Genomic DNA, 12711 nt, shown 5'->3' on the forward strand with positions numbered 1-12711 from the left:
TGTGGTGGGATCTGCCGACGTATCCGTTCCAGCGGCGGCGGTACTGGCTGGAGCGGTCCGGTCCGGATGCCGGGGTCGCCCGGTCCGGGCAGGACCCCGCCGGCCACCCCCTCCTCGCCGCCGTCCTGACGGCGCCCGAGGGCGACACCGTGACCCTCACCGGTCAGCTGTCGTTGCGCGACCAGCCCTGGCTGGGTGAGCACACCCTCTCCGGCACCGTCCTGGTCCCGGGAGCGGCCTTCGTGGAACTGGCGGTCCGAGCCGGTGACGAGGTCGGTTGCCCACGGGTGGAGGAGCTGACGCTCCAGACGCCGCTGGCCCTCACCGAACGGGACACCGTACGCGTCCAGGTGGTGGTCGGGGCGCCGGACGGTGCGGACCGCAGACCGGTGTCGGTGTACGCGCGCGTCGAGGGTGCCCCGGAGTGGACCCGGCACGCCGAGGGTGTGTTGGCGGCAGTCGCCGACGGCAGCGGCTCCGCCGGGTCCGACGGCGGCGCGCCCGCGGGGGTGTGGCCGCCGTCGGGGACCCGGGAGGTGGCCGCCGAGGAGCTGTACACGCGGCTCGCCGCCCAGGGCTTCGACTACGGCCCGCTCTTCGCGGGTCTGCGCGCCGCCTGGCAGCGCGGTGGCGACGGACCCGGGGACGGGCCGGCCGAGGTGTACGCGGAGGTCGCGCTGCCCGAGGGGACGCCGGTGGACGGCTTCGGCATCCATCCCGCGCTGCTGGACGCCGCGCTCCACGCGGGTGAACTCTTCGCCGCCGACGACACGCTGACGATGCCGTTCGCCTGGCGGGGGCTCACCCTGCGGGCCACCGGAGCGACCTCCCTGCGGGTGCGGCTGACCGCCGGCGCCGGGGACGGTGGCTACGCGCTGCGCGCCACGGACACCGCCGGCGCCGTGGTGCTGGAGGCCGACTCGCTGCTGGTGCGTACGGTGCCGCTGGAGGAGCTGGGCACCGCGGACCGGCACCGCGACCTCTACACGGTGGAGTGGACTCCGGTGCCCGCCGCACGTACGCGGGGGAGCGAGGAGTGGGCGGTCCTCGGGGACCTGCCGCTGCCGGGTGTCGCCCGCAGCCGCGACCTGGCCGCCCTGCTGGAGTCCGGGCAGCCGCTGCCGCAGACGGTGCTGTACGCGCCGCCGGTGCCGGCCACCGACACAGAGCCCCTGGCGGCGACGCGGACGGCGGCCGGGGAGACTCTGGCGCTGCTGCAGGACTGGCTCGCCGAGGAGCGCTGCGCGGACGCCCGGCTGGTGGTCGTGGTGCGCGGAGCGACCCTCGCCGGTGGCGCGGTGACGGGTCTGGTACGGGCCGCCCAGGCGGAGAACCCGGACCGGTTCGTGCTCGCGCACCTGCCGGAGGACGAACCCGCCGCCCTCACCGCCGGGAGTGCGCTGCCCGCCGTCCTGGCCGCCGGCGAACCGGAGTTCGCGCTCCGCGGCGGGCGGGCCGAGGCGCCCCGGCTGGCGGTGGCCACCGGGGCCGGCAAGGAGCTGGAACCCGGCGACGCCGTGCTCGTCACCGGGGGGACGGGCGGGTTGGGCGCCGCCGTCGCGCGCCACCTGGCGGACCGTCAGGAGGTGCGCCGGATGGTGCTGGTCGGCCGGCGCGGTCCGCAGGCACCCGGTGCGGAGGCCCTGGTGGCCGAACTGACCGCGAAGGGTGTCGAGACCGTCGTGGTGGCCTGCGACCTCGGGGACCGGGAGGCGGTCGCCCGGCTGCTGGCGGACCATCCGGTGACCGGTGTGGTGCACACCGCCGGGGTGGTGGACGACGGACTGGTCGGCGCGATGGACGCCGAGCGCCTGGAAACCGTCCTGCGGCCGAAGGCGGATGCCGCCTGGCATCTGCACGAACTCGCCGGTGACGTCTCGATGTTCGTCCTGTTCTCCTCGGCCGCCGGCACCCTGGACGGTGCGGGACAGTCCAACTACGCGGCGGCCAACGGCTTCCTCGACGCGCTGGCCGCGCATCGCCGCGCCCTGGGACTGCCCGCCTCCTCCCTCGCCTGGGGTCTGTGGGCGGAGCGCGCGGGCATGGCGGGAGCCCTGTCGGAGGCCGACCTGGAGCGGATGGAACGGGCCGGGCTCCTGGCGCTGCCCACCGAGGACGGACTCGCCCTGCTGGAGACCGCCGCCGGACTCGACCGGCCGGTGGTGCTGCCGATGCGGCTGGACACCGCCGCGGTGGCGGCGGCCGGGCGTCCGGTGCCCCCGATGCTCCGCGGACTGGTCAGGGCCCCGCGGCGCCGGGCCGCCGTGCAGGACGGGCCGGAGGCGGTGGAGCAGCCGTTGGCCGACCGGCTGGCCGCCATGCGGCCGGAGGACCGCCGTCCGCTGCTGCTGGACGTGGTACGCGTCCAGGTCGCCGCCGTACTGGGTCATGACGGGCCACGGGACATCGAACCGGAGCGGGGATTCACCGAACTCGGTGTCGACTCGCTCGCCGCGCTGGAACTCCGCAACGGTCTGGCGGACCGGGCCGGCATCCGGCTGTCCGCGACGCTGGTCTTCGACCACCCGACCCCGGCGGCGATCGCCGACATGCTCCTCGAGGAGCTGGTGGTGAAGGCGGAGCGGACACCGATGGCCGCCGAGTTCTCCGCCATCGAGGCGGCGCTCAGCCGGGCCCGGCCGGGCGACGAGGGGTTCGAGGCGATCGTGGCGCGGCTGCGGGACCTCAGCGCCCGGTGGGTGACGTCCCAGGAGGCGTCCGGCGCCGGGGCCCGTACGGACCACGACGACATCGAGGCCGCGACCGCGGACGAGCTCTTCGACATCCTCGACGGGGAGCTCGACCTGGACTGAGACACGGTCGGCGGGCCCGGCCCACGGGCCCGGCCCACGGGCCCGCCGACGGACTTCGACGGCGGCGCCCGCGGCCGACGTCAGCAGCGGTCCCCGACACGACCGGTGCCCCTGCCCCGCAAGCGGGGCAGGGGCACCGGTCGTCGTACTCGAGAACGAGTCACCAGGTGATCCGCAGCGCGGACGGACCGCGCACGATCACCCCGAACTTCCACTCCACGTCCTCGGGGGCGTCGGCCAGTCGCATCCGCGGCATCTTCGCCAGCAGTACGGTGAGCGATTCCTGGAGCTCCATCCGGGCCAACTGCGCGCCGATGCAGTGGTGCGGGCCGTGACCGAAGGTCAGGTGCGGGTTCTGGGCGCGGGCGAGGTCGATCTCCTCCGGGTCCTCGAAGACCTCGGGGTCGCGGTTGGCCGCGTGGAGCGCCGCGAGCACCGGTTCGCCGGTCCGCACCAGGGTGTCGCCCACCCACACGTCCTCCAGGGCGTAACGGGCGAACATCGCGGCGGTGTTGATCGGGACGTAGCGCAGCAGCTCCTCGACCGCGGTGGGCATCAGCTCCGGCTCGGCGCGCAGCCGGGTCATCAGCTCGGGGCGGGTGAGCAGGGTGTAGACGAAGCTGGGCAGCGCCGAGGCCACCGTCTCCACCCCGCCCGTCAACAGCCCGGCCCCGGCGAGCGCGATGAGTTCGGTGTCGGTGAGCTTGTCGCCGTTGTCGCGGGCGTAGACCAGGGCGCCGAGCAGGTCGTCGGTGGGCTCGCGGCGGCGCAGGGCGACCAGGTCGGCCATGTAGGCGTCGAGTTCGCCGCCGATGTCGAAGAGTACGTCGTCCTTGGCCGTCTCGTCGTTCGTGACGCCCTCGGTCCAGCGGCGGAAGACGTGCCGGTCCTCGAAGGGGACTCCCAGCAGGTCGCAGATGACGTTGACCGGCAGCAGCCGGGCCAGGTCCTCGACCACGTCGGCGGGCCCGCCCCCGGCCAGCATGTCGTCCACCAGCCGGCCGGCGAGGCCGCGCACCTCGTCGCGCATCTGGTTCATCCGGCGGGCGGTGAACGCCTTGGCCACCAGCCGGCGCAGCCGGGTGTGGTCGGGCGGGTCCATGCCCATGATGCCGTCGCCCACCGACTGGCGGCGCATCCGCGGCTGGTCGAGCCCCTGTGCGATCGCCCGGCTGAAACGAGGGTCCGTCATGACCTGCTTGCAGTCCGCGTGCCGGGTGGCGAGCCAGGAGACCTCGCCGTACGGCAGCTGTACCCGGCTCATCGGCTCGTCGGCTCGCAGCTTGGCGTAGAGCGGCGAGACGCTGATGTCCTTCATGTCGAACGGGTACGGACGCACCGTTCTCGGCTCGTTCATGCGGCGGGCTCTCCTCGTGGTCGGGGCACGCCGTCCCGGCCGCCCGGCCCGCCACGGCGACCGCCGGGCGGAGGAGGGGAACACCGCTGTCCGCACGGCGACGGCCGACGGGACGACGGTGCGGGGCGCGGTACGGCGCGGAGTGCGTGCGGGCACCCGAGAAGGAGCCGGTGCGTGGGTCGGCGACCCGGTACGGACCCCTCCCCTACGGTCCGTCCGGCAAGCTACCGGCCGTGGCGCGGCACAGACACCCCTAACCCGCCGGGGGGTGCGTCGGCAGTGGCCCGGGAGCCGGTGCCCGGCTCCCGCCCGCCGCGGGGAGGCGCCGTCGCCCTCCCCGCGGTCAGCCGGCGGCCGACGTCAGCAGCGCCTCGGCGTCGGCCGCCAGCCGCAGCCGGTCCGTCTTGCGGTTGGCGTTGAGCGGGAACTCGGCAAGGTGATGGAAGTGGCGGGGGAGGAGCCCGTCGGGCAGGTGCGAGCGCAGGCGGCGGACCAGCTCGGGTGCGGCCATCGCCTCACCGGTGTAGTAGACCACCAGTTCGGTGCCGTCGTCCCCGGTCACACCCACCGCGACCGCGTCCTGCGGGCCGCAGGCCCGTACCGCCTGCTCCACCTCGGCCGGCTCGACCCGCCAGCCGTGCACCTGGACCTGGGAGTCGAGCCGGCCGACGTAGACCAGCTCGCCGTCGGCGGCCCTCCTGACCCGGTCGCCGGTGCGGTACCAGCGCCGGCCGCCGCGTTCGACGAAACGTCCCCCCTCGTCCCGCGGATCCAGGTACCCGGCCGCCAGCTGCGGTCCGCTGACGCACAGCTCGCCCTCCTCGGCGCCGCTGGGCTCACCGTCCGGGCCGAGCAGCACGTGCTCGTGGCCGGGGTGGACGGTGCCGATCGGGGCCAGTCCGTTGACGGCGGCGGCCAGGGAGCGTTCGCCGGTCCAGCGGTGGGCGGTGATGGTGAGGGTCAGCTCGGTCGGACCGTAGAGGTTCTCCAGCGTCGAGGCCGGTGCGGCGCGCTGCCAGTCCTGCGCGTCGCGGCAGGTCAGCGCCTCGCCGGCGAACAGGCTCCAGCGCAGCCCCGGCAGGGCGGAACCGGACAGCCCGTTCAGCCGCCGCACCAGTCCGATCACGCTCGGGGTGGAGAACCACACCGTCATTCCCTGCGCGGCGACGAAACCCGGCAGATCGCGGTAGGCGTGCGGCGGGATCGGAGTAGCGGTGCCGCCCGCACCCCAGGCGCAGAAGAGGTCGAAGAACGCGCAGTCGAAGTTGAGGTCGAAGGTCTGGGAGAAGACGTCCGAGGGGCCGAAGCCGTAGCGTCGGTCGACGACGTCGAAGTAGTGGCCGAGCCCGCCGTGGGTCAGCGCCACCCCCTTGGGCCGCCCGGTCGAGCCGGAGGTGAAGAGCAGCACGGCCGTGTCCCCGGGCCCGACCCGGGCCGGCTCCTCCAGCGCCGTCGCCGACGAGGGGAACAGGGCGCGCACCCCGCCCGGCACGCCGTCACCGGCCGTCCCCGGCGCCAGTACCGGGAGGTCGGTCCGGCCCTGGAGCACCTCGGGCAGCATCGCCGCCCCGGCCCGGTCCACCAGCAGGACGTCGGCGCCGGACGCCGCCAGCGTCTGCCGGACGCGGGCGGGGGGAAAGTCCGGCCGCAGCGGTACGACCGCCGCCCCGGCGTAGAGCGCGGCCAGCAGCCCGGTGTACCCGGTGCCGTTCCGGCCGGCGAGCACCGCCACGGTCCGCGCCCCGGAACCGGCCAGCGCACCGCCCCACTCCAGCGCGGCGCGGTGCATCCGGGCGTAGGAGAGGGTCTCCGCCTCCGCGCCGACCACCCGCACCGCGGCGCCCTCCGGCGCCCGGGACAGTCCGCGCAGGAAGCGTCCGGGCAGCCCGTGTTCCGTCGTACCTTCCAAGATCCACCTCAACACGAATAGGGGGTGCCGATCGTCGAGAAAAACGGATGGGGCCACTAGGCTCTGGCGTCGACCATTGGGGCTGAAGGCCGCCGTGGCAACCCTTAATCCGGGATTCCAGAAAGGGAGACCGTCATGCTGGACAGTCAGTTCGAGGAAATACTCCGCCGCTTTCTTCCCCACCTCCGCGCGAACCAGCCGCTGAAGCCGGACATGCGGCTGCGCGAGGTGGGCCTGGACTCCCTGGCGATGGTCGAACTGCTCTCCGCGGTGGAGAAGGAGTACGGCATACGCCTGGACGACCGGGCGATGACCACGGAGACCTTCGAGACGCCGGCGACGCTGTGGCGCGCGGTGGACGCGGCACGGAGCTGACGGGACACCCCAGACGTCCCACCGGAGGAGCCCGGCTAGGGGTTGAAGGCCGGCTCCGTCGCCCCCGTACGATGCGCTGGCGGGACGGGGCGTTTCGACGGCCCCGGGCAGCCGGTCGCGGCATTTCCGCGAGGAGGGGCTGCCCGGAACCCCGGAATGACGATGCGCGACACACTTCCTTCACCGGCCCTGTGGAACTGCCGGAGCCTCTGCGCCGGTTTTCCAAAAGGGTGGAGGGCGCTGTGAAAGCGCGCCGCGCCGCGTCACCCGTGCCACTCGCCATTCCCTCACTCAGTCCGCGCAGCCCGGAATCCAGGTGACCCCACGTGTGTCCAGACATTCCCGCCGAAGTCGTCTACCAGGAGAACTTCGCGGAGATCTACGACGACATCTACCGCAGCCACCGGGACTACGCCGGTGAGGCGGAGCGCATCCGCCGGCTGGTGCGCGAGAGGCACCCGGCCGCCGCGAGCCTGCTGGACGTCGCCTGCGGCACCGGGGAGCACCTGGTGCATCTGGGCAAGGAGTTCGAGGTGCAGGGGGTCGACCTCGCCGAGCCGATGCTCAGGGCCGCGGTGGCCAAGCTCGGCGCCGCCGCCGTGCACCGCGGCGACATGCGCGACCTCGAGCTGGGGCGGCGCTTCGACGCGGTCACCTGCCTCTTCAGTTCCATCGCCTACCTCGGCGGGGTGGACGAACTGCGGGCCGCGGTCCGGTCGATGGCCGCGCACCTGGTGCCCGGCGGGGTGATGGTCATCGAGCCCTGGATCCTGCGGGAGGACTGGAACGGCGGCGACCTGGTGCAGGCGAGCTTCACCAGCGGCACCGCCAAGGTCTCCCGGATGGGCCACTGGTACACCGTGGACGGCCGCAGCCGGGTGGAGATGCACTACCTCGTGGCGGACCCGTCCGCGGCGCCCGCCACCGCCGTCCGGCACTTCGTGAACCAGCAGGATCTCGCTCTCTTCTCGCGCGAGGAGTACGAGGCGGCCGTGACCGGGGCCGGCTGCGCGGTCGAGTACCTCTCCGACGGCTACGCGGACCGCGGCGTCTTCGTCGGCGTCCGGCAGGCGTGACCGGCAGGCGTGACCGGCAGGCACGGCGCCGTGCCCCCACGCACCACCTCTGACTGACGAATCGGATAGGTGTCATGAAGGCTCTCGTCCTGTCCGGCGGATCCGGAACCCGGCTGCGCCCGATCACCCACACGTCCGCCAAACAACTCGTCCCCGTCGCCAACAAACCGGTGCTCTTCTACGGGCTGGAGTCGATAGCCGACGCCGGCATCACCGAGGTCGGCATCGTGGTCGGCCACACCGCACCGGAGATCGAGGAGGCCGTCGGCGACGGGTCGGCCTTCGGCCTGCGGGTGAGCTACATCCGGCAGGAGGAGCCCCTGGGCCTGGCCCACGCGCTGCTCGTCTCGCGCGACTTCCTCGGCGACGACGACTTCGTGATGTACCTGGGCGACAACTTCATCGTCGGCGGGATCACCAAGCTGGTGAAGGACTTCCGTGAGTCGGGTCCCGACGCCAAGATCCTTCTCACCCGGGTCTCCGACCCGCGCCAGTTCGGTGTCGCCGTGCTGGACGAGGACGGCGGCGTGATCGGGCTGGAGGAGAAGCCGGAGGACCCCAAGAGCGATCTCGCCCTCGTCGGCGTCTATCTCTTCTCCCCGCTGGTGCACGAGGCGGCGCGGGCCATCAAGCCCTCCTGGCGCAACGAGCTGGAGATCACCGACGCGATCCAGGAGCTGATCGAGAGCGGCGCCCGGGTCGAGTCCGAGGTGATCGACGGCTACTGGAAGGACACCGGCAACGTCGACGACATGCTGGAGGTCAACCGGATCATCCTGGAGGGCGTCGAGCGCCGGATGGACGGTGAGGTGGACGACACCTCGCAGATCATCGGCCGGGTGGTGGTGGAGCGCGGCGCCCGGGTGTCCGGCTCCCGGATCGTCGGCCCGGCCCTGATCGGGGCCGGCACCGAGGTCATCGACTCCTACATCGGCCCGTACACCGCGGTGTCGGAGAACTGCCGCATCCTCGACAGCGAGCTGGAGTTCTCGATCATGCTGCGCGACTCCACACTGACCGGGGTCCGCCGGATGGAGGCCTCCCTGATCGGACGCCACGTCCACGGCGCCTCCCGTCCCCGGGTGCCCAACGCCCACCGGCTGGTCCTCGGCGACCACTCGACCTTCGAGATCAGTTCATGAGCCTCCACCTCCTGGTCACCGGCGCGGCGGGCTTCATCGGCTCGGCCTACGTCCGCGCCCTGCTCGCCGATCCGGCCGACGACGTCCGGATCACCGTGCTGGACCTCCTCACCTACGCCGGCAACCGTGCCAACCTGGACCTCACCGACCCCCGGCTGACCTTCGTGCACGGCGACATCCGCGACGCCGTACTGGTGGACCGGCTGGCCGCGCGGGCGGACCAGATCGTGCACTTCGCCGCGGAGTCCCACGTGGACCGGTCGATCACCGGTGCCACCGCCTTCGTCCGTACGAACGTCGTGGGGACGCAGACCCTGCTGGACGCGGCGCTGAGGCACCGGGTGGAGCGCTTCGTGCAGATCTCCACCGACGAGGTGTACGGATCCATCGACAGCGGCTCCTGGCCGGAGACCCACCCGCTCGCCCCCAACTCCCCGTACTCCGCGTCCAAGGCGGCCGGCGACCTGCTCGCGCTGGCCTACCACCGCACCCACGGCCTGGACGTGCGGGTGACCCGGTGCTCGAACAACTACGGCATCCGGCAGCACCCCGAGAAGGTCATCCCGCGCTTCGTCACCACCCTCCTGGACGGCGGCAGCGTCCCCCTCTACGGCACCGGTGAGAACATCCGCGACTGGGTGCACGTGGACGACCACTGCGCGGGCGTCGAACTCGTCCGCACCCGCGGCCGCGCCGGCCGGGTCTACAACCTCGGCGGCGGCACCGAACTCAGCAACAAGGAGCTGACGAGCATGCTCCTGGAGGCGTTCGGGGCCGACTGGGGACGGGTGGAGCACGTCGCCGACCGCAAGGGGCACGACGCCCGCTACTCGGTGGACTGGACCCGCGCCCGCGAGGAGCTGGGCTACGCGCCGACCCACGACCTCGCCACCGACCTGGCCGGCGTCGTCGACTGGTACCGCGACAACCGCGCCTGGTGGGAGCCGCTGGTGTCCGACCGGGCCGTGTGACCGGCTGCCCCGCGCCGGGGTGACCGGCCGAGCGGCACCGAGCCTTCCCGGGCCATGCACCAGGGAGGCCGACCACCCCCACCTGGCGCGGCGGGTTCGAGCCGATGCCGGGCCACGCCTGCCCTTGGAGCCCCCCCATGACACCCCATGACGCCGCGCGCCACCGGCCCTCACATCTGGCCCCGCCGGACGAGGCGTTCCTCGCCCGGTTACGCGGCCCGGTCACCGGCACCCCGCTGGAACCGGCCGGCCCCGGTCTGCTGCGCGAGGGTGACACCCTCTGGCCGTGCCTGGACGGCATCCCCTACCTGCGCCTGGGGCGGGAGGAACTGCGGGACGAGGCGGTCGCGGCGATCCGTCGCGGCGACACCGGCCACGCACTGGCCGTGCTGCTCGCCGACCGGAAGGACGCCTCGACACCGCCCGCCGACCCGGCCGCCCTGCGCACCGCGGTCGCCGGGGTGAGCAGCGGCGACGCGACGGCGGCCGGGATGATGGACCTCCTGGGCTACGGCGGACTCGGCACCTACTTCCTGCACCGCTGGTGCCTGCCCACCCTCCTCAGCGGACAGGCCCTGCTGGAGGCACACGCGCCGCGCGGCGGCACGCTCCTCGAGGTGGGCTGCGGCGCCGGGCACTTCCTGCGCGTCTGGGAGGCCGGCTCCGGCCACGCCATCGGCTCCGACCTCGTCTTCTCGCACCTGTGGCTGGCCCGGCACTTCACCGCTCCGCGGGCGTGGCTGGTCTGCTTCGACGCGGCCGGGCCCTTCCCCCTGGCCGACCTGGCGGCCGACGTCTGCCTGACCCACGACAGCTTCCACTACTTCCCCGACAAGCCGCACGCCTTCCGCGAGCTGCGCCGGCTCGCCCGCCACGAGCGGGTGCTCCTCGGGCACACCCACAACGCCGAAGCGCACAACTACGCCCCGGGCGCGCCGCTGACGGTCCAGGAGTACGCCGCGCTGCTGCGGCCCCGCCTCGCCTACGACGACGCGGACCTGACCCGCGCCGCGCTCACCGGGGTGCCGGCCGAGGCCGTCGTCCCGGACACGCTGCGAACGGCCTCCGCGCTGGCCTTCGTCCACGGCCCGGCCGCCGAGCCGTCGCCACCGGGGTGGCTGACCGCGCCGCGCGCCGGCCGGCCGCTGCGGGTCAACCCGCTCCTGACGGCGGAGGGACCGGCGTGGCCGACCGCGCAGTTCGCCCGGGAGTTCGTGGAGGACTGGCCCTATCTCAGCGGGCTGGCGCACCCCGGTCCCGTGGTGGCGGCCGCCGCGGGGGCCGGCGGGAGCGGCACGGACCCGCTGGTCGACCGGCTGGCCAGACAACGGGTGCTCCTGGACCTTCCCGACCGCTGGCTGTGAGATCCCTGGTGGGCCGGCCCCGCGCCCGGCGTCCGCGGGGCCGGTCCCACCACGGCGGTGCGGGCCGGGTCAGCGGCCGAGTGCCGCGGCCTCCAACTGCGGGACGACATCGGCGAGCGTGGGCGTGGCGAGCATCTCGTCCCGCACCTCCGCGGCGTTCCTGCGGAAGGACTCCTCCTCCAGCAGCCGGCCCACGTTCTCGCGGATGCGCTCGACGGTGATGTCCTCCAGGTCGACGTAGAGCCCGTAGCCGCGCTCCGCCTGCGCCACCGCCGAGGCCCGCTCGCTCCAGATGGTGCCCGGCACCAGAAGCTGCGGAACCCCGTTGACCACGGCGTTGCCGATGGTGGCACCGCCGCCCTGGTGGACGATGGCCGAGCAACTGGCGAGCACCTCGTTCATCGGCACGAAGGACTCGGCGCGGACGTTGGGCGGCAACCGCAGCGAACCGGTCTGCTCCCGGCTGAAGGTGGCGATCACCTCGATGTCCAGCGCGCCCAGCCCTTCCAGGAGGTCGGCCACCGAGGCCTGCTCGTGCCCGTGGACCTGCCGGTTGGAGACACCGAGGGTGAGCAGCACCCGGGGGCGGGAGGGCTCCTCGTAGACCCAGCGCGGCAGCGGCAGCGGCCGGTTGACCGGGACGAAGCGCACCCGCAGGTAGTTCACGTCCAGCGGGAACTGCACACAGGCCGGCCCCGGGTCGATCGACGCACTGCCGAACCGCAGGCCCTCGTGGAAGCCGCGGCCGTGCCGCCGCAGCCACTCGTCCATCCACTCGGCCAGCGGGTCCGGCCAGTCCTCGTGCGGCCGGCGCTGCTTGAGCTTCTCGTACTCGAAGTGCACCCGGGCGTTCTGGTCGGCCGCGTAGAGCATCCGCATCTGCGCCGCGCCCACCACCTCGGCGACCAGCGGCGCGGTGTAGATCAGGGGGTCCCAGACGATCAGGTCCGGCCGCCACTCCTTGGCCAGCCGCAGGGTCTCGTTGAGCATCCGGTCCGGGTTCAGGTAGCGGATCATCCCGGCGGTGGTGTCGTAGGCGGCCTTCACGTAGTCGTCGGTGAGGCGTTCCACGCGGGTCTCGGACAGCTTGAACGGGTCGTCACCCGGGTCCTCGCCCACCTGACGGTGCCGGGCGATGTCGAAGTCGCCACCGACCCACATGCACTCCAGACCGGTCTCCGAGAACGGCTCGACCTCCGAAGGGTTGCGCTGGCCCACGTACCGCACCTCGTGGCCGGCGGCCCGGAGCGCCCAGCCGACGGGCGCGAGGCTGTAGATGTGGGTTCGCGTCGGAAAGGCCATCAGCATGACGCGCACGGAACTCTCCCCTGGCTCGCGCGGAGTGCGGCGCCGGGGGCCTCCGGTCGGCCCCCTCTCCTTCGGTGCGCGGAGAGCGCCCGCCCCACGAGGGGCCGTGCCCGGGGCCGCCCGTCGTGCCGGGGTGCCCTCGGGGCGGTGGGCTCCGGTGGGCGTGTGCGCCTCCCGGCCCCTCCGCACCGTTCCGCGGTGCCGCAGCGTCGTCACCCTAACGGCGCGCGGTCCGCGCGGAGCCGGTCGGCAGGGGAAATGGGGGCGGTCACGCGGAAGGTTAGGGGCCGCGGGCTCCCGCGTCGGCCCGCCTGCCGCGGGATCTCCCCGGCACCGCCGTGACCGGACGGCTCCGCACCGCCCCCGCCGTGGGCGGCCGGGCGGGGGGGTGGGCCC

Annotated in this window: 9 protein-coding genes; 6 read left to right on the top strand and 3 right to left on the bottom strand. The window is 73.6% G+C overall.

The features are described 5' to 3' along the window. Nucleotides 1-2813: type I polyketide synthase (locus RM812_RS38795; RefSeq protein ID WP_311585153.1), on the top strand; the 2813-nt coding region annotated here is incomplete at its 5' end. 160 nt (nucleotides 2814-2973) lie between these two features. Here RM812_RS38795 and RM812_RS38800 read toward each other — a convergent pair. Both RM812_RS38800 and RM812_RS38805 read right to left on the bottom strand, forming a co-directional pair. Continuing rightward, complete coding sequence (locus tag RM812_RS38800) at nucleotides 2974-4170, bottom strand: cytochrome P450 (RefSeq protein WP_311585156.1); 1197 nt, start codon at nucleotides 4168-4170, stop codon at nucleotides 2974-2976. Between the two features lie 343 nt (nucleotides 4171-4513). After that, nucleotides 4514-6079, bottom strand: a complete 1566-nt coding sequence (locus RM812_RS38805) for an AMP-binding protein (protein ID WP_311585158.1) — start codon at nucleotides 6077-6079, stop codon at nucleotides 4514-4516. Nucleotides 6080-6214: 135 nt separating this feature from the next. On the opposite strand from RM812_RS38805, the gene RM812_RS38810 reads away from it, so the two are divergent. The 5 genes from RM812_RS38810 to RM812_RS38830 all read left to right on the top strand — a co-directional run bounded on the left by RM812_RS38810 (nucleotide 6215) and on the right by RM812_RS38830 (nucleotide 11007). Next, entirely contained in the window at nucleotides 6215-6454 is a 240-nt protein-coding gene (locus RM812_RS38810) for an acyl carrier protein (protein ID WP_311585160.1), read from the top strand. Between the two features lie 326 nt (nucleotides 6455-6780). Continuing rightward, nucleotides 6781-7530, top strand: a complete 750-nt coding sequence (locus RM812_RS38815) for a class I SAM-dependent methyltransferase (protein ID WP_311585163.1) — start codon at nucleotides 6781-6783, stop codon at nucleotides 7528-7530. A 74-nt stretch (nucleotides 7531-7604) separates the two neighbouring features. Further along, on the top strand, nucleotides 7605-8672 hold the full coding sequence (locus RM812_RS38820) for a glucose-1-phosphate thymidylyltransferase (protein ID WP_311585164.1): 1068 nt from the start codon (nucleotides 7605-7607) through the stop codon (nucleotides 8670-8672). Next, entirely contained in the window at nucleotides 8669-9643 is a 975-nt protein-coding gene (rfbB, locus tag RM812_RS38825) for a dTDP-glucose 4,6-dehydratase (RefSeq protein ID WP_311585166.1), read from the top strand. The genes RM812_RS38820 and rfbB overlap by 4 nt, the downstream gene beginning before the upstream one ends. A 137-nt stretch (nucleotides 9644-9780) precedes the next feature. Then, nucleotides 9781-11007: a class I SAM-dependent methyltransferase gene (locus tag RM812_RS38830; protein ID WP_311585167.1), complete on the top strand. Its 1227-nt coding sequence runs from the start codon at nucleotides 9781-9783 to the stop codon at nucleotides 11005-11007. Nucleotides 11008-11076: 69 nt separating this feature from the next. On the opposite strand, the gene RM812_RS38835 is transcribed toward RM812_RS38830, so the two are convergent. Continuing rightward, the gene (locus RM812_RS38835) at nucleotides 11077-12315 is read right to left on the bottom strand and encodes a nucleotide disphospho-sugar-binding domain-containing protein (protein ID WP_311585169.1); all 1239 of its coding nucleotides are present in this window, start codon (nucleotides 12313-12315) and stop codon (nucleotides 11077-11079) included. Between the last annotated feature and the right edge of the window lie 396 nt (nucleotides 12316-12711).

The sequence above is a fragment of the Streptomyces lancefieldiae genome, assembly GCF_031845825.1.
In the GTDB taxonomy this organism is placed as follows: domain Bacteria; phylum Actinomycetota; class Actinomycetes; order Streptomycetales; family Streptomycetaceae; genus Streptomyces; species Streptomyces lancefieldiae.